Origin of the sequence: Microbacterium sp. NPDC007973 (assembly GCF_042958465.1) — a bacterium.
Lineage (GTDB): Bacteria > Actinomycetota > Actinomycetes > Actinomycetales > Microbacteriaceae > Microbacterium > Microbacterium galbum.
Genome location: NZ_JBIBJJ010000005.1, coordinates 121323 through 143626, shown reverse-complemented (window position 1 = coordinate 143626; position 22304 = coordinate 121323). Strand labels below are relative to the sequence as shown.

Annotated in this window: 19 protein-coding genes; 10 read left to right on the top strand and 9 right to left on the bottom strand. The window is 72.0% G+C overall.

Annotated features, from left to right (window positions below; genetic code table 11):
* The first annotated feature begins 107 nt into the window (after positions 1–107).
* The 6 genes from ACFZA2_RS17005 (at position 108) to ACFZA2_RS16980 (ending at position 6751) form a co-directional block, all read left to right on the top strand.
* A complete protein-coding gene (locus tag ACFZA2_RS17005; protein ID WP_391407164.1) occupies positions 108–1205 on the top strand; it encodes a hemin ABC transporter substrate-binding protein in 1098 nt (365 codons plus the stop codon).
* Complete coding sequence (locus tag ACFZA2_RS17000; RefSeq protein WP_391407163.1) at positions 1202–2317, top strand: FecCD family ABC transporter permease; 1116 nt, start codon at positions 1202–1204, stop codon at positions 2315–2317. The genes ACFZA2_RS17005 and ACFZA2_RS17000 overlap by 4 nt, the downstream gene beginning before the upstream one ends.
* Positions 2314–3117 carry a heme ABC transporter ATP-binding protein gene (locus ACFZA2_RS16995; protein ID WP_391407161.1) on the top strand — a complete coding sequence of 268 codons (804 nt, stop codon included), beginning with the start codon at positions 2314–2316 and terminating at the stop codon, positions 3115–3117. The genes ACFZA2_RS17000 and ACFZA2_RS16995 overlap by 4 nt, the downstream gene beginning before the upstream one ends.
* Positions 3114–4457: a hypothetical protein gene (locus ACFZA2_RS16990; RefSeq protein WP_391407159.1), complete on the top strand. Its 1344-nt coding sequence runs from the start codon at positions 3114–3116 to the stop codon at positions 4455–4457. Before ACFZA2_RS16995 ends, ACFZA2_RS16990 begins: the two co-directional genes overlap by 4 nt.
* Complete coding sequence (locus tag ACFZA2_RS16985) at positions 4454–5671, top strand: hypothetical protein (RefSeq protein ID WP_391407157.1); 1218 nt, start codon at positions 4454–4456, stop codon at positions 5669–5671. Before ACFZA2_RS16990 ends, ACFZA2_RS16985 begins: the two co-directional genes overlap by 4 nt.
* Positions 5672–5767: 96 nt before the next feature.
* The gene (locus tag ACFZA2_RS16980) at positions 5768–6751 is read left to right on the top strand and encodes an LLM class F420-dependent oxidoreductase (protein ID WP_391407155.1); all 984 of its coding nucleotides are present in this window, start codon (positions 5768–5770) and stop codon (positions 6749–6751) included.
* 189 nt (positions 6752–6940) lie between these two features.
* Here the strand turns inward: ACFZA2_RS16980 and ACFZA2_RS16975 are convergent, their stop codons facing one another.
* From ACFZA2_RS16975 to galT, 3 genes are all read right to left on the bottom strand, one after another.
* A complete protein-coding gene (locus ACFZA2_RS16975; protein ID WP_391407153.1) occupies positions 6941–8446 on the bottom strand; it encodes a carboxylesterase/lipase family protein in 1506 nt (501 codons plus the stop codon).
* 280 nt (positions 8447–8726) lie between these two features.
* Positions 8727–9890: a galactokinase gene (galK, locus tag ACFZA2_RS16970; RefSeq protein ID WP_391407151.1), complete on the bottom strand. Its 1164-nt coding sequence runs from the start codon at positions 9888–9890 to the stop codon at positions 8727–8729.
* Positions 9887–11062: a galactose-1-phosphate uridylyltransferase gene (gene galT, locus ACFZA2_RS16965; RefSeq protein ID WP_391407149.1), complete on the bottom strand. Its 1176-nt coding sequence runs from the start codon at positions 11060–11062 to the stop codon at positions 9887–9889. The genes galK and galT overlap by 4 nt, the downstream gene beginning before the upstream one ends.
* A gap of 50 nt (positions 11063–11112) precedes the next feature.
* On the opposite strand from galT, the gene ACFZA2_RS16960 reads away from it, so the two are divergent.
* A complete protein-coding gene (locus ACFZA2_RS16960; RefSeq protein WP_391407147.1) occupies positions 11113–12078 on the top strand; it encodes a LacI family DNA-binding transcriptional regulator in 966 nt (321 codons plus the stop codon).
* A gap of 49 nt (positions 12079–12127) precedes the next feature.
* On the opposite strand, the gene ACFZA2_RS16955 is transcribed toward ACFZA2_RS16960, so the two are convergent.
* Entirely contained in the window at positions 12128–12712 is a 585-nt protein-coding gene (locus ACFZA2_RS16955; protein ID WP_391407145.1) for a TetR/AcrR family transcriptional regulator, read from the bottom strand.
* A gap of 68 nt (positions 12713–12780) precedes the next feature.
* On the opposite strand from ACFZA2_RS16955, the gene ACFZA2_RS16950 reads away from it, so the two are divergent.
* A complete protein-coding gene (locus ACFZA2_RS16950; RefSeq protein WP_391407143.1) occupies positions 12781–14049 on the top strand; it encodes an MFS transporter in 1269 nt (422 codons plus the stop codon).
* 126 nt (positions 14050–14175) lie between these two features.
* On the opposite strand, the gene ACFZA2_RS16945 is transcribed toward ACFZA2_RS16950, so the two are convergent.
* On the bottom strand, positions 14176–14592 hold the full coding sequence (locus tag ACFZA2_RS16945; RefSeq protein WP_391407141.1) for a VOC family protein: 417 nt from the start codon (positions 14590–14592) through the stop codon (positions 14176–14178).
* A gap of 96 nt (positions 14593–14688) precedes the next feature.
* On the opposite strand from ACFZA2_RS16945, the gene ACFZA2_RS16940 reads away from it, so the two are divergent.
* The gene (locus ACFZA2_RS16940) at positions 14689–15654 is read left to right on the top strand and encodes a helix-turn-helix transcriptional regulator (RefSeq protein ID WP_391407139.1); all 966 of its coding nucleotides are present in this window, start codon (positions 14689–14691) and stop codon (positions 15652–15654) included.
* Positions 15655–15834: 180 nt separating this feature from the next.
* Here ACFZA2_RS16940 and ACFZA2_RS16935 read toward each other — a convergent pair whose 3' ends face one another.
* The 4 genes from ACFZA2_RS16935 to ACFZA2_RS16920 form a co-directional block, all read right to left on the bottom strand.
* On the bottom strand, positions 15835–17160 hold the full coding sequence (locus tag ACFZA2_RS16935; RefSeq protein ID WP_391407137.1) for an ABC transporter substrate-binding protein: 1326 nt from the start codon (positions 17158–17160) through the stop codon (positions 15835–15837).
* A gap of 76 nt (positions 17161–17236) precedes the next feature.
* Positions 17237–18157, bottom strand: coding sequence for a carbohydrate ABC transporter permease (locus tag ACFZA2_RS16930; protein WP_391407135.1), 921 nt, complete (start codon positions 18155–18157; stop codon positions 17237–17239).
* Positions 18154–19083, bottom strand: coding sequence for a sugar ABC transporter permease (locus ACFZA2_RS16925; RefSeq protein ID WP_366376332.1), 930 nt, complete (start codon positions 19081–19083; stop codon positions 18154–18156). The genes ACFZA2_RS16930 and ACFZA2_RS16925 overlap by 4 nt, the downstream gene beginning before the upstream one ends.
* Positions 19080–21143 carry a beta-galactosidase gene (locus ACFZA2_RS16920; protein ID WP_391407132.1) on the bottom strand — a complete coding sequence of 688 codons (2064 nt, stop codon included), beginning with the start codon at positions 21141–21143 and terminating at the stop codon, positions 19080–19082. The genes ACFZA2_RS16925 and ACFZA2_RS16920 overlap by 4 nt, the downstream gene beginning before the upstream one ends.
* Before the next feature lie 140 nt (positions 21144–21283).
* Here ACFZA2_RS16920 and ACFZA2_RS16915 point away from each other — a divergent pair, with 140 nt between their 5' ends.
* On the top strand, positions 21284–22300 hold the full coding sequence (locus tag ACFZA2_RS16915; protein WP_391407130.1) for a LacI family DNA-binding transcriptional regulator: 1017 nt from the start codon (positions 21284–21286) through the stop codon (positions 22298–22300).
* Positions 22301–22304 lie beyond the last annotated feature (4 nt).

Sequence of the window (22304 nt, the reverse complement as noted above, 5' to 3'; positions counted from 1 at the left end):
GCGGGTGCACCCCGGTGGGCGCTGAAAGGCAGGTTAGCCTTACCTAAGCACGAAGTCGGCGTCCGGGCAATGTTAAGGGTAGGCTCACCTTACTTGGAGGTGCGTTCATGATCCGTCGAACGACTCGGGGCGCTGCCGCGCTCGCGCTCTTCGTGGCCGTCGCCGCAGGGCTCACTGCCTGCGACGCGGCCGGAACGGCCCACGGTGGCGGCGCGGCGGCCACGCCCCCGCTGGCCGAGGTGACGCCGCTCGCCGACCCGCTGTCGTGGGAGGGTCCGTCGACCGCGGTCGCGGCCGCCGCGCCGATCGTGCCGGTCGCCGACGGCGCGCAGGTGCTGCCCGCCACCGTCACCGACTCCCAGGGCACGAACGTCACGGTCGCCGACACCTCCCGCATCCTCACGCTCGACATCTACGGCTCGCTCTCGCGGATCGTCTTCGAACTGGGGCTCGGCGAGCAGGTCGTCGCGCGCGACATCTCGACGGGGTTCCCCGAGGCGGCACACCTTCCGGTGGTCACCGAGAACGGCCACGACCTCAACGCCGAGGCGATCCTCGACGCGGCCCCCACGGTGATCCTGACCGACACGAGCCTCGGCCCGTGGGACACCATCCTGCAGATGAGGGATGCCGGCATCCCGGTCGTCGTGGTCGACTCGCACCGGTCGCTCGAGTCGGTCGGGTCGCTCATCGAGCAGGTCGGGGCGGCTCTCGGCGTACCCGAGCGGGCAGCGGCGCTCGCCGCGCGCAGCACCGCCGCGGTCGACGCCAAGATCGCGCAGATCGCCGCCGTCGCGCCGAGCGATCCCGCGCAGAAGCTTCGCATGATGTTCCTCTATGTCCGGGGGCAGTCGGGCGTCTACTACCTGTTCGGCGAGGAGTCCGGCGCGGACAGCCTGATCGAGGCCCTCGGCGGCGTCGACGTCGCCGGAGAGATCGGCTGGAAAGGGATGCGCCCGATCACCGACGAGGCCCTCGTCGACGCGAACCCCGACCTGCTCATCATGATGACCAAGGGCCTCGAATCCGTGGGCGGCGTGGACGGGCTCACCGAGCACCTCCCCGCGGTCGCCCAGACGGATGCCGGTCGCCACCGCCGCATCGTCGACATGTCCGACACCACGGTGCTGAGCTTCGGCCCCGCCGCCGCCGACGTGCTCGACGCGCTCGCCGTGGCCGTCTACGCGCCCGAGGCGGCGGGATGACGGCGGTCGCGGTCGCTCCCGTCGCCGCACCGAGACCCCGGATCGGCGTGCGTGTCCCGGCGGTCTTCGGCTCGCTGTCCGTCGCCCTCGCGGTGCTCGTCGTCGTGTCGGCCGGGAGTGGGCAGCTCTCGATCCCGCCCGATCAGGTCGTCGGTGCCTTCGCGCGCGCCTGGAACGATGCGGTGCGCGGGATCGGGCTCGGCGTGCTGTCGGTCGCGCCCGGCGCGGCTATGGAGCACGTCAACGGCGAGGCCACCCTGTGGTTGATCCGGATGCCACGACTGCTCATGGCCGTGCTGGTGGGGGCGACGCTCGCCACCGCCGGGGTCGTCATGCAGGGCGTGTTCCGAAACCCCTTGGCCGAGCCCGGGGTGATCGGCATCTCGTCGGGAGCGGCGGTCGGGGCCTCGGCATCCATCGTCTTCGGGCTCACGTTCCTCGGCCCGCTCACCCTTCCCGCCCTCGCGTTCGCCGGCGGGCTGGCCGCGACCGTGGTCGTCTACGCCTCGGCGCGTGCCGACGGGCGCACCGAGGTCGTCACCCTCGTGCTCACCGGGATCGCGGTCAACGCGATCGGCGGGGCCGCGATCGCGCTGTTCACCTACCTCGGCTCCACGCAGCAGCGCGAGCAGATCGTGTTCTGGCAGCTCGGATCGCTCAACGGCACGCGCTGGGACGACCTCGCCGTCGTCGCGCCGCTCGCCGTCGTCGGCGTCGTCGCATGTCTGTTCTTCGCGGGGAGCCTCGACCTCCTCGCGCTCGGCGAGCGGCAGGCCGAGCACCTCGGCGTGCGCGTGGAGCGGCTGCGCGTGATCGCGATCGTCGTGATCGCGCTGCTCACGTGCGCTGCGGTCGCCTTCTGCGGGATCATCGGCTTCGTCGGTCTCGTCGTTCCCCATCTCATGCGCATGGTCCTCGGCCCCGGTCACCGCCTGCTGCTGCCCGCGAGCGCCCTCGGCGGTGCCGTGCTGCTGCTCGCCGCCGATCTCGTCGCGCGCACCGCCATACCCGGGTCGGAGCTGCCGATCGGCATGCTCACCGCCCTGATCGGCGGGCCGTTCTTCTTCTGGCTCCTGCGCCGCACGCGTCGCCGGTCGGGGGGATGGGGATGACCGCCGTGCTGCGTGCGCGCGGGATCTCGGCCGACGTCGGCGGTAGGCGTGTGCTCGACGACGTCGACCTCGACCTCGCCGCCGGAGAGATGGTCGTGCTCGTCGGCCCGAACGGCGCGGGCAAGTCGACGCTGCTGTCGGTGCTCGCGGGAGACCGTGCTCCCGCGACGGGATCCGTCGAGCTCGACGGGGCAGCGCTGGACTCGTGGCCCGTCGCCGAGCGGGCGCGCCGTCGGTCGGTGCTGACGCAGAGCAACGAGGTGTCGTTCCCATTCGTCGTCCGTGACGTCGTGCGGATGGGGCGGGCGCCATGGCGCCGGCATCCCGCCGCCGCGCGCGATGACGACGCGGTGGCCGAGGCGCTGGTCGCCGGTGAGGTGGAACCGTTCGCCGACCGACCCGTCACGGGGCTCTCCGGCGGGGAACGCGCTCGCGCGGCGTTCGCGCGCTCGTACGCGCAGGAGTGCGCGATCGCGCTGCTCGACGAACCCACGGCGAGCCTCGACATCCGCCACCAGCACCGCGTGCTCGCCCGCACGCGCGAACGCGTGAACGCCGGGGGTGCCGCCATCGTCGTGCTGCACGATCTGGGGCTCGCCGCCGCCTACGCCGATCGCATCGCGCTGCTCGAGAACGGACGGGTGGTCGCGGTTGGGCCGCCGCGCGACGTGCTCGATCCCGATCTGCTCACGCGGGTGTATCGGCATCCGATCGACGTCGTCGACGGGCCCCGCGGAACCCTGCTCGTCGTCGCCGACGCCTCGCCCCTGGCATCCCCCCTCCCCGGAGAACTCGTATGAACCGTCTGACTCGTCGTCTCGCCGCTCTCGCGACCGCGCTGACCCTGACCGTCGTCGGGGCCGTCGTCGCCGGTACCCCGGCGTGGGCCGCCGGGACCGTGACGGTCACGGGCGCCGAGGGCACGGCATTCGCGAACCCCGACTACGCCACCGACGTGACCGTCTCGGGGTCGGGCTTCCAATCGATCCCGAACGGCTTCGGCGGCATCTACGTGCTGTTCGGGTGGGTCGACGACCCGAGCGGCGGGTCGTGGCGCCCGAGCGCCGGGGGAGTGGTCGGGGCGGACTACCGGTACGTGCCCGACGCGGAATCCGCCGACAACAACGGGTACCAGCGCTTCCTGGCGTTCCCGGGAAGCCAGACCGAGAGCTCCGCGAACGGCACGCTCGGCGCCGATGGATCGTGGTCGGTGTCGATGGTGATTCCTGGGGCGGTCTTCGAGAGCCACGACCGCGACGGAAACGTGAGCGAGGTCGATTGCCGACGCGTCACCTGCGGCATCATCACCATCGGCGCGCACGGGGTGAAGAACGCCAACAACGAGACGTTCACGCCGGTGTCGTTCGCGGCGGCTTCCGCGGCCGAGGCCCCTGCCGCCGCGAGCGCGCCGGCCGCCGCGGGCTCCGTGCGGGTCGGCGTCGAAACGGCGTCGATCGCGGCGGGCACCTCGATCGTCTTCACCGGCCAGGGCTTCACCCCCGGCGAGCAGGTCGTCGCCTCGCTCGACGGCGGGCTCACGGCCGTGGGCCCGCTCACCGCCGGGGCGCAGGGCGAGGTCGCGGCGGCGCTGCCGGTGCCGCGCGAGATCCGCGACGGAACGCACCTCGTCACCCTGCGCGGGGCAGGATCGGGCGCGGTGGCCGAGACCGAGGTCGCCGTCAGCGGCGGGACCGCGGTGGCATCCGTCTCCGACGCGCCGACCGCTCCGACGTGGGTGCTCGTGCTCCTCCTGGCCTGCGTCGCGCTGTCGGTCGCGTTGATCATCACGAGCATCGTGACCGCGATCGTGCGCGCGCGGGCACGGCGTCGCGCGAAGCGGGAGCGCGCGGCTGCCGCGACGGGGCGAACGGATGCCGTGCCGGCGGGCACCCTCGCCACGCCCGGCGTCGCATCTTCCGGTGTCGCACCGGCTTCCGCCGCGTCGACGTCGGCCGTTGCTGCACCTCCCCCGGCCCCTTCACCCGCCGCCGCTTCAGCCACCGCGGCTTCAGACACCGCCCCTTCACCCGCCGCCGCGCCTGCGGCGCCCGCCGTCGTGAACGATGCGGGGCCGGTGGGCAAGTCCGTCGCCTCTCCTGACGCGCTGACCGAACTTCTGCCGACGGGGACGCCGCGATGAGGGCGCACACCGTGCTGCGGGCCGCTCTCGCGACCGCCCTGCTGCTGGGGTTCGGCGCGTCGCCCGCGACGGCGGCCGGCCCCGACGACGTCATCGTCACGGTGCCCGGGCCCGGCGGTGACCCTGGGGGCGGAGACGGCGCCATCGTCGACGCGCAACTGCGGTGGGGCCTGAACGCCGAATCCGGAGGCGGAGCCTTCGCGGGGGGATGCAACTTCCTCAGCGCCGGTGTGGCCGGCGACGCGGGAGGCGCCCGGGTCTGGGGCGAGAGCGACGGCCTCTACCGCGCCGAGGATGGCCGGGTGCGCATCGAGAAGCCGACGGCGGGAGGCCAGTGGACGACCGCCTCGTGGGCCACCAAGTGCCAGGATCCGACGGGCGCGCCGGTGTCGGTCGCCTCGGCCGCGAGCACCACCGGGAATCAGGTCGTCATCGACGGCGGCACGGGCACGCGCCGCGACGGCGCGCTCGACATCCGGTGGTCGGGCTCGTTCACCGTCGTGTTCTACGGGGGGATGACCTACTGGAGCGTGACGGACCCGCAGCTCACCCTCGACGCGGCGGGCAATGGCCAGCTCACGGCGAGCGCGAGCGGCTACGGCACCTCGATGGACGACATGACGAAGTGGAGCCCGATCGCTGCGCAGACCATCGTGCTGGCCGACATCCGCGCAGCGGATCTCTCGGGCACCGGCGGCTTCACGGTCACCCCGCAGTACCTCGGTGTCCTGAGCGTGGGGGCGGGGCAGGTCGCACGCTCACAGACGAACGAGGCGTACTGGGGATCGTTCCCGCAGTCCTTCGTCGACTTCCACCGCGTGACGGGGCAACAGGGGTACTGGCTCACGACGGGCGGAGTCCGGGATGCCGCGAAGCCGGCGTCGCCGCTCACGGTGAGCTACTCCTCGGCAGCGCCGGTCGCTGTGCCTCCCCCAGCCGGTACGGGAGCTGCTCCCGCGGGCGCACCGAGCAATCCGCTGCTGCGCGCGCCGGGGGCGATCGCCGGCGCCGCACCGCTGCAGCAGTTCCTGCCGGTCGCGGCACCGCTGACGACGCAGCCGCAGGCGGCGGGGCTGGTCCCCGAGTCGCGGCGGAGCCTCTCGCCGCTCGTGGTGCCCCTGCTCGGCTCCGCCGCCGCGCTCGGGCTGGCGATCGTCGCGGTGCTGAGCATGATGCGGGCGTTCCCGTGGCAGCGAAGGGCGGCTCTGCCCTGAGTCGGTCGCGCCCGGGGTGGCGACGCATCGCGACCTTCTGCGGCGGGTTGCGGCCCGACGACCCCCGATGTCGGTGGCCACGCCTAGGGTGAGGCCATGGACTTCGGCATCTTCGTCCCGCAGGGCTGGCGCTTCGACCTCGTCGGCATCGATGCGAGTGAGCACTGGCGCGTCATGAACGCGCTCGCTCAGGGCGCCGACGACGGCCCCTGGACCTCGCTGTGGGTCTACGACCACTTCCACACGACGCCCGTCCCGAGCGCCGAGGCCACGCACGAGGCCTGGACGCTCATGGCGGCCTTCGCCGCCGCGACCGATCGCGTGCGCCTGGGCCAGATGTGCACGTGCATGGGCTACCGCAACCCGGCCTACCTCGCCAAGGTCGCGGCGACGGTCGATGCGATCTCGGGCGGGCGTGCCGAGATGGGCATCGGAGGCGGGTGGTACGAGCACGAGTGGAAGGCGTACGGCTACGGCTTCCCGCCCATCGGCGAGCGTCTCGGGCGTCTGCGCGAGGGCGTCGAGATCATGCACCAGGCCTGGACCACGGGTGAAGCGACCCTCTCGGGCACCTACTACGAGGTCGACGGCGCGATCGTGCAGCCGAAGCCGCTGCAGCCCGGCGGCATCCCGCTGTGGATCGCGGGCGGCGGCGAGAAGGTCACGCTCAAGATCGCCGCGAAGTACGCCTCGTACACGAACTTCGGCGGCTCGATCGAGGAGTTCGAGCACAAGAGCGCGGTCCTGCGCGGACACTGCGACGACCTCGGGCGAGACGCGAGCGAGATCACGCGGTCGACGAACTTCAACACGATCGTCGCCGAGACCGAGTCGGAGGCCGAAGAGCGCCTAGCCGCTGTCGTCGCGCGCCTTCGTCCGCACGTGGGTGACGAGCGGGCGGATGCCATCGAGGCCGACTACCGCTCATCGGACGCGTTCGGCACCCCCGAGCAGATCGTCGAGCGCTTGCGCGAGCGTGCCGCGCACGGCCTCGGCTACGCGATCCACTACTTCCCCGAGGCCGCGTACGACACCTCCGGCATCTCGCTGTTCGAGCGCGAGGTCATCCCGGCACTGTAAGAGCGCGCGGTGGGCGGCTGCGGTGCCCGTGCGCAGCCGCCCCCGGAACGCCGTGGCGCCCGCGCGCAGGCGCGTCGGAACGCCATGGTGCCCGTGCGCAGCCGCCCCCGGAACGCCATGGTGCCCGTGCGCAGCCGCCCCGACGCGGCAGTGTCCGAGACCCGTCGCACCCGCTCGACGCCTCGCGCGTCAGACGAGCGGAGCGACGTCGGCGTAGGCGTCGACCTCGACGGGCGGGACGGATGCCGCGACGTCGAACACCCGCGCACGTCGATGCGCGGCATCCCACGTCGGCCACCCGGGGTCGCCGCCTTGGACGAACGCGACCGCTGCGCCGTGCACCTGAGCGGCGAGGGACCGCGGAGGAGTGTCTCCGGCGATCGCGGTCACCCCGTCCGCGTCGAGGTGATCGAACCAGAACGGCACGTCGAGGCAGTGGCACGCCCCACCGAACATCGGCGACGCCCAGGCGAAGCGGTAGACCCAGGTCGCCGGTGTCGAGCCGTCACCCCCCGAGGCCGAAGGAGCGTCGGCAGCGATCCTCGCGGAGGCCGCCCGCGCCCGCGCCACCCGCAGCACCGTCGCCCGGATCACCCGGTCCGTCGCGTATCCGCCGAGAACCGCCGCGGCGCCCCGACGCCGCGTGCGCTCGCGGTAGGCGCGCCGCCGCGAGCGCCCGAGACCGAGCACGGCCAGCGCCAGCGACACGGGCACGACCCGCAGCGCGTCCCGGTAGCGAGAGGTCAACATCGTGAACTCGTCGTCGGTCGAGCCGATGACCAGGGGTACGCCGGGCTCCTCGGCGAGCATCTCGAGCGGATGCCGCGGCAGCACATCGCCGTCGATCACCGGCCCGAGCGGAAGCCCCTCGTCGAACAGCGCCGTCAGCGCTGCGAGTGCGCGTCCGCGCGGCGGCTTGCCGGCGGCTTTCTGCAGCGCGATCAGCCGTTCCTCCGGCACGGCCGCGAGCCCCTCGCGGTCGGCGGTGACCCCGGCCAGCGACGCCACGCGTTCGGTGAAGCGCCGGGCGGAACCGACGGCGACGGCGCCGATCGCGGGCGAGATCGCCATCGCGCCGTGGAAGAGTCCGGATGCCCCCGGGCTCGCCATCAGCGCGAGCACCGACCCGCCGCCTGCCGACTGCCCGGCTACCGTCACACGCGCCGGGTCGCCGCCGAAGGCGCCGATCTCGTCGCGCACCCACTCGAGGGCGGCGATCTGGTCCCGAAGGCCGCGGTTCGTCGGTGCCCCCTCGATGAGGCCGAAGCCGTCGAAGCCGATCCGGTACGAGATCACGACGGTGATCACGCCGTCGCGCGCGAACGTGTCGCCGTCGTACCACCGGCTCGCGGGCGACCCCGAGGTGTAGCCCCCGCCGTGGATCCACACGAGCACCGGGAGGGCGGCATCCGGCTTCCGATCAGCGGGCGCGAAGACGTTGACGTTCAGGGTGGCGTCGCCCGGGACACTCGGCTCGGGGATGAGGGTGATGCCGGCGTCGCCCCGCTGCGTGGTCGGTCCGTAGGCGGTCGCGTCGCGCTCGCCCTCCCAGGGCTCGACGGGGAGGGGCGCCGCGAAGCGCAACGGCCCGATCGGAGGCTGGGCGAACGGGACGCCGAGGAACACGGCGGTCCGACCGCGGCGGAACCCCCGCAGGCGTCCCTTCGAGGTGGTGGCGAGCGCGGCGGCATCCATTCCCCCATCCTGCCGGTCCGGGCTCACCCCCGACCGCGGTCCCACCCGTTCAGCGCGAGGAACGTCTGGCTCGCCCGGCGGAACGTCGACCGGGAACCACTCGCGCCCCTCGGGCGGATACGGCTGGTCCCGCCTGCGCGGCGGCGGTGCACAACTCCGGAGATTCATGCCGGTTTCGGCCTCGGTGGGCGGGTTCGCGCCCGAACGCAGGAGTTGTGCACGCGCTGCCGCGCGTGCCCCGCGGCCCGGCCTGCCTCGACTTCCCTGGGGCCCGCGCCCGTCACGCGTCGCGGCGCGCACCCTCCGAGGGGGTCACCGTGAACACGTTCGGGGCGCGGAACCCGGATGCCGCGAACGCGGCCCGCACGGCATCCGTCGCCGCCGGGATGAGGCCGACGGGCATCAGCGCGATCGCCGCGCCGCCGAAGCCGCCGCCGGTCATCCGCGCGCCGAGCGCACCCGAAGCGAGCGTCGTCTCGACCGCGAGATCGAGCTCGGGCACCGAGATCTCGAAGTCGTCCCGCATCGAGGCATGCGAGGCGACCAGCAGGTCGCCGATCGCGGCGGGACCGTCGGCGTCGAGGGCGGCGACGGTGTCGAGCACGCGCTGGTTCTCGGTCACGACGTGGCGGACCCGGCGGAAGGTGACGTCGTCGAGGATCTCCGCCGCGCGGGGCAGGTCGTCGACCGTGAGATCGCGCAGGGAGCCGACTCCGAACGCGGCCGCCCCGCGCTCGCACGCCTCGCGACGCTCGCGGTAGCCCCCCGTGGAGTGCGCGTGCTCGACGAGCGTGTCGACCACGAGGATCGCCAGGCCCGCGTCGGAGAAGCCGAGCGCGACAGGACGCGTCTCGAGCGTGCGGCAGTCGAGGAACGTGGCCGCGTCGGCGACGCCGAGCATCGAGGCCATCTGGTCCATGATCCCGGTGGGGGCGCCGACGGCGTCGTTCTCGGCGATGCGTCCCACCCGCGCGAGCGCGACCTTGTCGAGACCCGCGTTCCACACATCGTTGAGAGCGGATGCCACGGCCCCCTCGATGGCGGCCGATGACGACAGGCCGGCGCCCACGGGAACGTCGGAGGCGAGGGCGATGTCGACGCCCCGGGGCGCGGCATCCGGGGCCTCCCGACGCAGCGCCCACGCCACGCCCAGCGGGTAGCCCGCCCAGTCGAGGCCGCCGGCGGCGATCCGGGCGTCGAGGTCGGCGAGCGAGACCTCCACCGGGTCGGGGGCGAACGTCGAGGTCACGCGGATGACGTCGTCGGAGCGTACCGCGACGGCCGCGGCGGTGCGCTGCGCGATCGCGAACGGGAAGACGAAGCCCTCGTTGTAGTCGGTGTGCTCGCCGATGAGGTTGGCGCGACCGGGGGCCGACCACACCCCGGTCTCCGGGGCGTCGGTGAGGGTGCGGAGAAGGGTGCGGGCGTCGTCGACGGCGGTCATGCCGTCACCTCCGGAACGGTGTCGAGGGCGGCGCGCAGGCGCTCGGCCTGCGATTCGGGGGTCACGTCGCCGATCCAGGCGCCCATGGCGGCCTCGGATCCGGCGAGGTACTTCAGCTTGTCGGCGGCACGACGGGGGGAGGTGATCTGCAGGTTGAGGCGCACGGCATCCCGGCCCCGGCCGACCGGAGCCTGGTGCCAGGCGGCGATGTACGGGGTGGGGGTGTCGTAGAGCGCGTCGATGCCGCGCAGCAGCCGCAGGTAGAACGGGGCGAGCTCGTCGCGCTCGGCGTCGGTCGTCTCGGCGAGGTCGGCGACGTGGCGGTGCGGGAGCACGTGCACCTCGATGGGCCAGCGCGCGGCGAAGGGGACGAAGGCGGTCCAGTGCTCCCCGCGCAGCACGACGCGCTCGCCGCCCTGCTCGAACTCCAGGATGCGCGCGAACAGGTCGTTCGAGGTGCGCGAGATCGTGTCGAGCAGGCGATGCGTGCGCGGGGTCACGTACGGGTAGGCGTAGATCTGCCCGTGCGGGTGGGGGAGCGTGACCCCGATCTGCTCCCCGCGGTTCTCGAACGGGAACACCTGACGGATGCCGGGCAGAGCCGACAGCGCCGCGGTCCGATCGGCCCACGCCTCGATGACGGTGCGGGCGCGGGTGCGCGAGAGCGAGCCGAACGACCCCTCGTGCGCGGGGCTGAAGCACACGACCTCGCACCGGCCGACCGAGGTGCGCGTGCGGCCGAGGCCGAGGTGCTCGAGGTCGTCGTCGCCGCGCGGCGGGTCGACGGCGGCGGGGGCGTCTCGGATGGCGGCATCGAGCGCCGGGCCGAACGAGGGTGATTTGTTCTCGAAGACCGCGACGTCGTAGAGCGAGGGGATCTCGGACGGGTTGGTCGGCGTCTGCGGAGACAGCGGGTCGAGGTGGGCGGGGGGCAGAAACGCCCGGTTCTGCCGATTGGATGCCACGGTGATCCAGTCACCGGTCAGCACGTCCTGCCGCATGGTCGCCGTCGTCGGCCGCGGGTCGAGGGTGCGGGCGTCGACCGCGCGCTCGGCGCCGAGCGTCGTGTCGGGGTCGTCGAAGTAGATGAGCTCGCGTCCGTCGGCGAGGCGGGTGGGCCGCTTGACGACGCCGGCGCTCAGGGGCTCCGCGGTGAGGCTGTCCGTGTTCACGATAACACGCTACATCCGGGCCGTGATATCGTCAACATCGAGGGGGCGTGATGCGCGTATCCATGGCCGATGTGGCCGAGAGGGCCGGAGTCTCGGCGCAGACCGTGTCGCGCGTGGCCAACGGCAGCCCCCGCGTCGACCCGGCCACGCGTGCCCGCGTCGAGAAGGCGATGGCCGACCTCGGGTACCGCATGCACCGCGCCGCCCGTGCGTTGCGCACGGGTCAGACCTCCACCATCGGTCTCGTCGTGTCGACCCTCGCGTCCGTCGGCAACTCCCGCATGCTCCAGGCCATCTCCGAGGCCGCCGCCGCCCGTGACTATGCGCTCGTCGTGGAGACGGTGGGCGAGCGCGGTATCCGCGACGCCTTCGCGCGACTGCGATCGCAGGGCGTCGACGGGGCGGTGGTGCTGAACGAGGCGACCGAGCTCGCCCGCGACGTCGACCCGCCCGCCGACCTCCACGTGGTCGTGGTCGATTCGCCGCCCGACGCGCGTTTCTCCATCGTGCAGACCGACCACGCCGCCGGCGCCCGCGCCGCGACCGCGCATCTGCTGGCGCTCGGCCACGACACGGTGCACCACCTCGGAGGGCCGCGCGGCTCGTTCGCCGCGGCCGAGCGCGAACGAGGGTGGCGCGACGCGCTCGCCGACGCCGGGCTCGTCACCCCCGAGCCGGTCCGCGGCGATTGGACCTCGGCATCCGGTCATCGGGCGGTGTCGCACCTGCTCGAGGCGACGGCGATCTTCGTCGCCAACGATCAGATGGCGCTCGGCGCGCTGCGGGCCCTCGCCGATGCGGGGCGGCGCGTTCCCGAGGACGTCTCCGTCGTCGGCTTCGACGACATCGCGGATGCCGCCGAGTTCCGTCCACCCCTGACCACGGTGCGCCAAGACTTCGACGCCCTCGGTCGGCGCGCCGTCACGGCGCTCGTCGGTGCGATCGAGGGAGGGGAGCCGATCGCCGAGACGGTTCCCGCGTCGGTGGTCGTGCGCCGGAGCACCGCCCAGGCCTGACGCGCGACAGGGTCGGGGGCCCCGGAAGCGCTCCCCGGGGTGTGCACCGTCATCGCGGCTCGCGCCAGCCCCGCTCCAGGAGGCGGAAGCCCGCCTCGATGGTCGCCGCGGCGTCGTCGTGCTCGAACGCGAGGATCTGCAGCTGCAGCACCATCCTCGCGTAGACGCGGGTCTCGGCATCCGGTTCGCTCTGCCCGGTGGTCTCGGCGATGGCCTCGGCGAGGGCGTCTTCGTGGCGGAGCCACATGCGTGAGGCGTACTCGTGCAGGGCGGGGGTCTCGGTGATGAGCTTCATGAACTGGCGGCGGTGCTCGCCGGTCGGGTCGAACGCGAGGCCGATCAGCTCGCGCCGGTAGAGCTCGCGCAGCGCGTCCGACACCGAGGTACCGGACGCGCGGTCGCGCACGGCGGTGACGAGCATCTCGCGCTGGGCGTCGTCTTCATCGAAGACGAGCGCCTCCTTCTGCGGGAAGTGCGCGAACACGGTCGTGGGCGATACGTCGGCGGCGTCGGCGACCTCGCGGATGCTGACCTCGTCGAACCCCCGCTCGACGAAGAGCGCGGTCGCGGCGTCGGAGATGGCCTTGCGGGTGGCGGCTTTCTTGCGCTCGCGGCGTCCGACGTCTGTGTTCATGCGGGCAGTCTACCGGAATGGGTCCATAACTGTATTGACAACAAAACTGGTACGAGTACAGTTACGGCGTGACTTCGCTTTCCTCCACCCCCGTCCCCGGCCGCCGCGCCTGGGTGATGCTCGTTGTCATCACGACGCTCACCACCGCCGGCATGACCGTCGTGCTGCCGGTACTGCCCTTCGTCGTCCTCCGGTACGTGTCGAACCCCGCCGACCTGGCCGTATGGGTCGGCATCCTCGAGACCGTCAACGCGCTCTGCGCGTTCCTCGTCGCGCCGTTCCTCGGCCGCATCTCCGACCGCTTCGGGCGTCGCCCCGTCATCATCGTCGCCGGGTTCGGGGCAGCCCTCGGCTTCCTGCTCTTCGGTATCGGGGGCGCCCTCTGGGTGCTGCTGCTCGGCCGCATCGTGCAGGGCGTGACCGCCGGCGACCTCCCCGCTCTCTTCGCCTACCTCGCCGACATCACCCCGCCCGAGAAGCGCGCTCGCCGCTTCGGCATCCTCGGGGCGACGGCCGGCATCGGCACGATGGTCGGGCCCGCCCTCGGCGGCACCCTCGCCGCGATCGACGTCGACCTGCCGGTGTTCGTCACCGCGGGTCTCGCGCTGACGGTGGCGATCCTGAGCATTTTCCTGCTGCCCGAGAGCCTCGCCCCCGACCGGCGGATCGCCTCTCTCGACCTGCGCGCGGTGCACCCCTTCGCGGTCTTCCGCGGCGTCTTCCGTCGACCCGAGCTCCGCGGGCTCATGGTCGGCCTCATCCTCGTCGGCCTTCCGTTCGGCTTCTTCGTCAACAACTTCAGCGTGCTCGCCCTCGATGCGATCTCCTGGAGCCCCACCGCGATCGGCCTGCTCACCGCGTGCGTCGGCATCATCGACATCGCGATCCAAGGGGTGCTGCTGGGCTTCCTGCTGCCGCGCATCGGCGAGCGCGGCGTCGTGATCAGCGGGATCGTCGCGCAGGCGGTCGGACTCGTCGCCCTCGCCGGGGTCGCGTCGCTCCTGGCGCAACCGTGGCTGTTCGTCGTGGGCGCCCTGACGCTCGCCGCGGGCCAGGGGGCGGCGCAGGCCACCATGGACGGCTTGCTCTCCAACGCCGTCGGCGACGACGAGCAGGGCTGGATCGCGGGTGCCGCGCAATCTCTCAACGCCGCGGTCGGGACGGTCGCGCCGCTGCTGGCGGGACTGCTCTACGCGCACGTCGCTCACGCGGCACCGTACGTCCTGGGCGCGGCGCTCATGATCGCCGCCGCCGCGGTGGTCGCGAAGGCGCGCTTCGCGAGTCCGTCGCTGCCGGCGAAGACGGATGCCGTCGTGCCGGTGCCGATCGCGGAGTGAGCCGACCCGTCATCCGTCGCGTTCGGGGTGTCGAGCCGCCGCTCAGGTGTCGCTGCGTCGGAGAGTGCCCGACGCAGCGACATCCGAGCCCCGGGGCTGATCCTGCCGAGCCCTGCCGGCGATGGCTCAGCCGTTCCAGGGGGCGATCACGTCGATGATCCACACGACGCCGAAGCGGTCCACGAGCTTGCCGTACAGCGGCGAGAACGCCGACGGTCCGAACGGGGCGAGGATCTCGGCATCCTGGCTCAGTCCTTCCCATGCGGCGCGCACCTCATCGGCGTCGCGTCCGCGCAGCGCGAGGTAGAAGGGGTTCGCGCCCCGGTCGTAGGCGAGCGAGCGCTGGATGTCGTACGCCATCACGTGCACGCCGCTGGGCGCGACCATCTCGCCCCACACGATCTGCTCGCGCTGCTCGGGAACTTCGGCCGTGTCGCCGTAAGGGACCGCCGTGACGGTTCCGCCGAACACCTCCGCGTAGAAGGCGAGGGCGTCGGCCGCGTGGCCGTCGAAGTTTACGTGGAGGGTGGTGGTGAGGGTCATGTCGATTCCTGTCTGACGCCGGGAGGTTCCGGATGCCATGACTCTCCCGCGCATTGCGGACAGAGTTGGTCCGCATTGCGCCGCAGAATGGATGCCATGCCGGAGACCTCCGCTCCCTCGACCTCGCGGCGGCTGCTGTCGCTGCTGACCGTTCTGCAGTCCCGCCGCGACTGGTCGGCGGCTGCGCTCGCCGGTCGTCTCGACGTGAGCGAGCGCACGATCCGCCGGGACGTCGACCGCCTCCGCGAACTCGGATACGACATCGATGCGACGCGCGGGCCCGCAGGCGGCTACCGTTTGCGCGCGGGGGCGCATCTGCCGCCCGTGGCCTTCGACGCGGATCAGGCCGTCGCCGTCGCGGTCGCCCTGCGGGTCGCGGCCTCTGCGGGCGGTCCCCTCGCCGACGCCGCCGATGAGGCGCTGAGCGTCCTCTCGCGCCTGTTGCCGGCGCCGCTGGGGCGTCGTGCGCAGCGCTTCGCGGTCGAGGTGATCGCGCCGGCGGGTGCGGTCGGCGTCGACCCCTCCGTGCTCGGCGCGATCGAGGCGGCCATCGAGGCAGCCGAGGAGGTGCGCTTCGACTACTCCGGCTCGGAGGGGCCCGCGCGGGTGACCGAGCCGCACCACCTGGTGTGGTCCTCGGGACGGTGGTACCTCATCGGCTTCACCCCCGAGCGCGACGACTGGCGCATCTACCGCGTCGATCGGATGACGCTGAAGACCCACCGAGGCCGCCCGTTCGCCCGACGCGCGCTGCCCGGCGGAGATCCGGTGCGCTACCTCGAGGGGCGGTTCCGCGGGGGCGACGAGACGGGACGCTGGCCCTGCCGGGGCGACATCGTGGTCGCCGCGGCGCGATCCGAGCTCAAGCCCTATGTGATCGAGGGCACCCTCGCGGCCACCGAAGACGGGCGGACCCGCGTGTCGCTGGGTTCGTGGTCGTGGGGTGCCCTCGCCGCGGAGTGCCTCCGGTTCGACCGGCCGATCGCCGACGCCCGCCCGGCCGCGTTGCGGCAGGCCCTGGCCCATGCCGCGCGCCGCGCCGCGGCCGCCGCGGCATCCTGAGCCCGCCCGCCGCTCGCCCCAACGGGTTTGGGGCGCGATCGCGCGTTCGGGGCGGGGGATACCGCGCCCCGAACGGAAGAACGCGCCCCAATCCCGGTGCCCCCACCGCGGCGGTAGCCGGAAACGCAGGACGCCCGCGGATGCCGGAGCATCCACGGGCGTCGCCGGAAGAAGGAAGCGTTACTTCTTCACGGGGATGGACTGCGACTCCAGGGCGCCGATGGTGGCATCCTGGCCCTTCTGGAGGGCGTCGGCGAGCGTGCCGCTGCCGCTGACCGCGGCCTTGAAGCCGTCGGAGACGTCGGCGTAGGTCTTCGTCATGGTCGGGCCCCACACGAAGTCGGGCGTCACCTCGGTCGCGGCCTTGGCGAAGACGTCGTAGATCTTCTGTCCGCCGTAGAATTCCACGCCCTGCGTGAGCGAGGGGAGCTTCAAGCCCTCGGTCGTGGCGGGGTAGATGTTGGCCTCTTCGTTGAGCACCGTCAGCGCCTCCTCGGAGGTGTTCAGCCACAGGGCGAAGGTCGTCGCCTCGTAGGGGTGCTCGCTGCCCTTGAGGACGGCGATCGACGATCCGCCCCAGTTGCCCGAGACGGAGTCACCGGCGTTCCACTGCGGCAGGTCGGCCACGGCCCATCCACCCGCGGTATCGGGAGCGCCGCTCGAGATCGAGTTCGCGCCCCAGACGGCGGAGTTCCACGTCCAGACCTGGCTGGAGTTGTAGGCGTTGTTCCACTCGTCGGTCCACGCCGGGTAGGTCGAGACGAGGTCCTGGTCGATGAGCGACTGCCAGTAATCGGCGACCTTCTCCGACGCCGGGTCGGTGAGCGAGACGGTCCAGCCGTCCGCGTCGTTGCCGAACCACTGCCCGCCGGCCTGCCAGACGAAGCCGGCGAACTGGTTGATGTCGGACTGCGAGAAGTTGGTGATGTACCCGCCGAGCGCGCGGATCTTCTTGGCGGCCTCGGTGTACTCGTCCCACGTGGTGGGGATCGCGATGCCGTTCGCCGCGAAGAGATCCTTGCGGTAGAACAGCGCCATCGGGCCGATGTCCTGCGGGATGCCGTACACGGCGCCGTCCTCGCCGAGGGCGACCTGGTTCCACGCCCAGCCCACGAACTGGTCCTTCGCCGCGACGACGTCGGAGCAGGCGGCGATGTTCTCGACGCCGTCCTGCACGAGGAAGTTGGGGAGGGCGTCGTACTCGATCTGGCCGAGGTCGGGGGCGTTGCCCGCGGCGATCTGGTTGAAGAAGTTCTGGTACGTGCCGTTGTTGCCGTTGGGGCCGGTCTGCACCTTGACCTGGATATCGGGGTTCTCGGTGTTCCACAGGTCGACGGCCTTCTCGATGCCCGGGATCCACGAGGTGAACTCGAGGGTCACGGGACCGTCGGCGGGGGCGCAGTCGGCGGCCGCGGCGCCGTCGCCGCTCCCGCTTCCGGCGCAACCGGCGAGGAGCAGAGCCGACAGGGCGACGCCGGATGTCGCCGCGAGGATTCTGTGCTTCATGGGGATGCCTCTTTCTCTGGGTGCCCGGACGCGCCGTTTGCGCCCGGGGTGGGGGCGGCCGCAGCCGCCGAACGGATCACTTCAGCGCGCCGGTCCCGAGACCGTTGCGCCAGAAGCGCTGGAGGAGCAGGAAGATGACGATGAGGGGGATGACCGACAGCAGGGCGCCGATCAGGACGAGCCCGCGCAGTTCGGGGATCTGGTTGAGCTGGTTGTTCCAGCCGTAGAGCCCGAACACCACGGGGAACAGCTCCTCGCTGCGCAGCATGATCAGCGGCAGGAAGAAGTTGTTCCAGATCGCGACGAACTGGAAGAGGAACATCGTGACCAGCGCCGGGCTCATCAGCCGCAGGCTCACGGTGAAGAACGTGCGGATCTCTCCGGCGCCGTCCAGTCGGCTGGCCTCGAGCAGCTCGTCGGGCACAGAGGATGCCGCGAAGATGCGCGCGAGGTACACCCCGAACGGGCTGACGAGTGAGGGCAGGAACACGGCCCAGAAGGTGTTCGTGAGCTGCACCTGGCTGAAGATGAGGAACAGCGGCAGGGCGAGCGCGGTGGCCGGCACCAGGACACCGCCGAGCACGACGTCGAACACGAGCTCGCGGCCCGGGAAGCGATACTTCGCCAGCGCGTACCCGGCCATCGCGGCCAGGAGCGTCGCGACCGCTCCGCCGAGGCCGGCGTACAGCAGCGAGTTGCCGAGCCAGCGCAGGAAGATGCCGTCGCGGTAGGCGAACAGATCGCCGATGTTCGACAACAGCCGCATGTCGGCGAACCACAGGGGGTTGGTGGTGAGGATGTCGCCCGTGCTCTTGCTCGATGCCACCAGCAGCCACCACAGCGGCAGCAGGAAGTAGACCGTGAAGACGGCCATGACGAGCATCGCCGAGGTACGCGAGACGAGGGGCTCGCGCACCGCGCCCGAACGGGTCGCGCCGGGGCGGGGGCCGCCCGCGCGGGTGCCGAGAGGGCGTCGGGAGGTGGTGACGGCGCTCATGCGTTGCCCTTCTTCTGCATCCACTTCATGAAGCCGAACGACAGCACGAAGGTGGTCACGGCCAGCACGACCGAGAACGCCGCCGCGAGATTGGCGTTGGGGATGGATGCCGTGGCGTAGACGGTCATGTTGGGAGTGAAGGTGCTGGTGACCGCGGAGCTGAACGAGCGGAAGACCTGCGGCTCGGCGAGCAGCTGCAGCGTGCCGATGATCGAGAAGATCGCGGTCATGACGATCGCGGGCCGCACGAGCGGGATCTTGATCGACCACGCGATGCGGAACTGCCCCGCACCGTCGAGGCGGGCCGCCTCGTAGATCTCACTGGGGATCGACAGCAGCGACGAGTAGATGATCAGCATGTTGTAGCCGACGTAGACCCACGTGACGACGTTCGCGATCGACCACAGCACGAGGTCGGCGCCGAGGAAGTCGACGTTCCGGGTCAACGCGGTGAACGGCGAGAGGTTGGGCGAGAACAGTGAGCCCCACATGATCGCCGCGATCACACCGGGGACCGCGTACGGCACGAAGAAGGCGAGACGGAAGAACCGCTTGCCCTTCAGCAGCGGCGAGTCCAGCAGCAGCGCGAAGATCAGCGCGAGGCCGAGCATCACGGGCACCTGCACGACGCCGAACGCGAGCATGCGCAGCATCGACGCCCAGAACGCTTCGTTCTGGAAGACGAGCGCGTACTGCTGGAGCCCGCCGAAGACGAGTTCGGCCTTGCCGAACGTGCCCTCGCGGCGCACCACCAGAAGGGACTGCACGATGGCGAAGACGATCGGCAGGACGTAGAAGAGGACGAACAGCACCGCGAACGGCGCCAGCAGGATGACGATCGCGCTCTTGAAGGGCACGCGCGGTCGGCGCGGCCTCGGGGCGCTCGCGCGTTCGGCCCGCGCGGGAGCGGGAGCGGTGGTGGTCACGAGGCCTCCTCGATGATGCGGACGGCACCGGCGGCGACGGTGACGAGACCGTCGACGCGCTCGCCGGTGAGCGCGTCGCGTCCGTGCGCCGCGATCTCGACCGACTCGGTGGTGTGGTTGATGACGAACGTGAAGGCGCGGTCCTCGCCCGCCCGGCGCACGACCTCGACCCCGGTGACGGCGTCGAGGGTGCGGATGCCGGATGCCGCGGCGATGCGCAGGAGGAGGTCGCGGTAGGCGTCGGCCGACGGGAGCGTCGCCAGGTACCACGCCGAACCGTCGCCGACCGCGCGGCGGGTGCGTGCGGGGAGCCCCGCCGCGGGACCGTCGACGAAGAGCGCGTCGATCTCGGCGTCGACCGTGCGCAGACGCTCCGACCACACCGAGCCGGTGCTGCCGTCGTCGAGCGTGACGACCTGCGCGGGCCCCAGTGGGGCGAACTCCTCCGACACGATCCCGAGCAGGTCGCGGAAGGCGCCCGGGTACCCGCCGAGCCGCACCCGGTCCTGCTCGTCGACGATGCCGCTGGCGAAGGTGATGACGACGGTGCCGCCGGCCTCGACGAATTGCGACAGGCGATCGACGTCGGCATCCCGCACGAGATGGAGGGCCGGGACGACGATGAGACGGTAGGCGGAGAGGTCGGCGCCCGCCGAGACGACGTCGGTCGAGATCCCGGCGGCGGCGAGGGCCCCGTGCGCGGCGTGCACCTGGTCGAGGTAGCGCAGGTCTTCGCTCGGGCGGCCCTCGTTCTCGAGCGCCCACCAGCTCTCCCAGTCGAACAGCACGGCCGCGTCGGACGCGACGCGCGTCCCGGCGACGGGCTGGAGCGCACGCAGGGTACGGCCGACCTCGAGGACGCTGCGCCACTGCGCGGTGTCGGTGCCGGCGTGGGGGAGGAGGGCGGAGTGGAACTTCTCGGCGCCCTGGGCCGACGCGCGCCACTGGAAGAAGCAGATGCCGTCGGCGCCGCGCGCCACGTGCGAGGCGACGTTGCGCAGCAGCTCGCCCTCGCCCTTGGCGAGGTTGTGCGGCTGCCAGTTCACGGCGCCGGTCGCGGTCTCCATCAGCAGCCACGGGGTGCCCGCGGCGATGCCGCGCGTGAGGTCGGCCGCGAACGAGAGCTCCGCGATCGGGTCGGCGAGTCGCCGGTCGAGGTAGTGGTCATTGGCGATGACGTCCATCTCGCCGGCCCAGGAGAAGTAGTCGAGCGCCCGGATGTGCGCGGTGACCATGAAGTTGGTGGTGACCGGGGCTGCGCTGCGCGCGCGGATGATCTCGGCTTCGGCGCGGTACAGCTCGAGCTGCTGGTCGGAGGAGAAGCGCTGGAAGTCGAGCAGCTGCCCGGGGTTGCGCAGCGACAGCGCGGCCATCGGCGGGAGGATCTGCCCCCAGTCGCTGTAGCGCTGGCTCCAGAACGAGGTGCCCCAGGCGGTGTTGACGGCTGCGACGGTGCCGTACCGGGCGCGCAGCCAGTCGCGGAACGCCGCGGCGCTGGCCTCGCAGTAGCACAGGGCGTTGTGGCATCCGAGCTCGTTCGAGACGTGCCACATGGCCAGGGCGGGGTGCTCGGCGTAGCGCTCCACGACGCGACGGCTCAGCTCGGCCGCGTAGCCGCGGAAGACCGGGGAGCTCGGGCAGTACGCCTGGCGGCCGCCGGGGAAACGCCGTGTCCCGTCCTCGGCCACGGGCAGGATCTCGGGATGCCGAGTGGTCACCCAGGGGGCGGGCGAGGCGGTCGCGGTTCCGAGGTTGACCCGGATGCCGTGCGCGTGGGCGAGGTCCATGACCTCGTCGAGCTCGTCGAAGTTCCAGATGCCGTGATCGGGGTTGATCCAGGACCAGCCGAAGATGTTCACGGCCACGAGCCCCACGCCCGCTTCGCTCATGAGGCGCATGTCGTCGTCCCACACCGCGCGGTCCCACTGCTCGGGGTTGTAGTCGCATCCGAACACGAGGCCCTCGCGGGTCAGGGCGTCCAGCGCGGCGCCCGCGCGGGTCGGGTCGGTCGCTCGGTCGCTGTCGCGATCGAGCGGGGCCAGATGATCGACGGCAAGCATCCGGTGGGCGCTCCTTTGCGGGGTTCTGTGAACGTGCACACACCGGCGATGTGGAACATCGAATGAGGATGTGTGAACGTGCACATACTGACACGCCGTACCGCCGTCGTCAACTCCCGCGTCCCGCTAGGCTGACCCTCATGACGCCTCCTCCGCCCGGGCGCCGGCGCAGCACGGTGCATGACGTGGCGAAGGCCGCGGGGGTGTCGCGGGGCACGGTGAGCCGTGTCCTCAACGGCGGATACGTCTCCGATCAAGCGCGCGAGGCGATCCAGACCGCGATCCGCGAGGTCGGGTACGTCCCCAACACAGCCGCCCGCAACCTCGTCCGCCAGCGCACGCAGGCGGTCGGCTTCATCGTGCACGAGCCGCATTCGCTGTTCCTGGAAGACCCGAACATCGGCGGCATCATGCTCGGTGCCAACACGGCGCTGTCGAAGGCCGACTACCAGATGGTGTGCGTGGTCGTCGACACCGAGCGCGACACCGACCGCGTCGCGCGCTACCTCAGCGGAGGCTTCGTCGACGGCGCGGTGATCGTCTCGGCCCGGCATCACGACCCCATCACCGACGTCGTGGAGCGCCTGGGGCTGCCCGTCGCCTATGTCGGCCACCCCCCGGGCATCTCCCGCCCGTGGGTGGGCATCGACAATCTCGGAGCGGCGCGCGCGATCACCGAGAAGCTGCGCGCGACCGGTCGTCGACGCATCGGCATGATCGCCGCGGCTCTCGACCGCGACTCCGGCAGCGACCGCCTGGCGGGCTTCCGCGAGGCCTTGGGCGCCGACTTCGACGAGGATCTCGTCGAACCCGTCGCGCTGTACGCCTTCGCCGACGGCGAGGCGGGCATGCGGCGTCTGATCGAGCGCGCGCCCGACCTCGACGCCGTCTTCGGAGCGTCGGATGCCGTGGCGGCCGGCGCCGTGCAGGCTCTGCGCGCGGCGGGGCGACGCGTGCCCGACGACGTGGGCGTCGTGGGCTTCGACGACAGCGCCTGGGCGCTGCGCACCGACCCCCCGCTCAGCACGGTCGATCAGCCCGCGGAAGGGTTGGGGGCGGCGGCCGCCGAGGCGGTGCTGCTGCAGCTCTCGGGCGGCGTGGCGGATGCCGACGGCATCCTGCTCGACGCTCCGGTCGTCTGGCGCGGATCGGCCTAGCGCC

Bases quoted from the DNA above. Each gene is read 5' to 3' on its own strand.
- ACFZA2_RS17005 (WP_391407164.1), top strand. From the start codon at position 108: ATGATCCGTCGAACGACTCGGGGCGCTGCCGCGCTCGCGCTCTTCGTG.
- ACFZA2_RS17000 (WP_391407163.1), top strand. From the start codon at position 1,202: ATGACGGCGGTCGCGGTCGCTCCCGTCGCCGCACCGAGACCCCGGATC.
- ACFZA2_RS16995 (WP_391407161.1), top strand. From the start codon at position 2,314: ATGACCGCCGTGCTGCGTGCGCGCGGGATCTCGGCCGACGTCGGCGGT.
- ACFZA2_RS16990 (WP_391407159.1), top strand. From the start codon at position 3,114: ATGAACCGTCTGACTCGTCGTCTCGCCGCTCTCGCGACCGCGCTGACC.
- ACFZA2_RS16985 (WP_391407157.1), top strand. From the start codon at position 4,454: ATGAGGGCGCACACCGTGCTGCGGGCCGCTCTCGCGACCGCCCTGCTG.
- ACFZA2_RS16980 (WP_391407155.1), top strand. From the start codon at position 5,768: ATGGACTTCGGCATCTTCGTCCCGCAGGGCTGGCGCTTCGACCTCGTC.
- ACFZA2_RS16975 (WP_391407153.1), bottom strand. From the start codon at position 8,446: ATGGATGCCGCCGCGCTCGCCACCACCTCGAAGGGACGCCTGCGGGGG.
- galK (WP_391407151.1), bottom strand. From the start codon at position 9,890: ATGACCGCCGTCGACGACGCCCGCACCCTTCTCCGCACCCTCACCGAC.
- ACFZA2_RS16960 (WP_391407147.1), top strand. From the start codon at position 11,113: ATGCGCGTATCCATGGCCGATGTGGCCGAGAGGGCCGGAGTCTCGGCG.
- ACFZA2_RS16955 (WP_391407145.1), bottom strand. From the start codon at position 12,712: ATGAACACAGACGTCGGACGCCGCGAGCGCAAGAAAGCCGCCACCCGC.
- ACFZA2_RS16945 (WP_391407141.1), bottom strand. From the start codon at position 14,592: ATGACCCTCACCACCACCCTCCACGTAAACTTCGACGGCCACGCGGCC.
- ACFZA2_RS16940 (WP_391407139.1), top strand. From the start codon at position 14,689: ATGCCGGAGACCTCCGCTCCCTCGACCTCGCGGCGGCTGCTGTCGCTG.
- ACFZA2_RS16935 (WP_391407137.1), bottom strand. From the start codon at position 17,160: ATGAAGCACAGAATCCTCGCGGCGACATCCGGCGTCGCCCTGTCGGCT.
- ACFZA2_RS16930 (WP_391407135.1), bottom strand. From the start codon at position 18,157: ATGAGCGCCGTCACCACCTCCCGACGCCCTCTCGGCACCCGCGCGGGC.
- ACFZA2_RS16920 (WP_391407132.1), bottom strand. From the start codon at position 21,143: ATGCTTGCCGTCGATCATCTGGCCCCGCTCGATCGCGACAGCGACCGA.
- ACFZA2_RS16915 (WP_391407130.1), top strand. From the start codon at position 21,284: ATGACGCCTCCTCCGCCCGGGCGCCGGCGCAGCACGGTGCATGACGTG.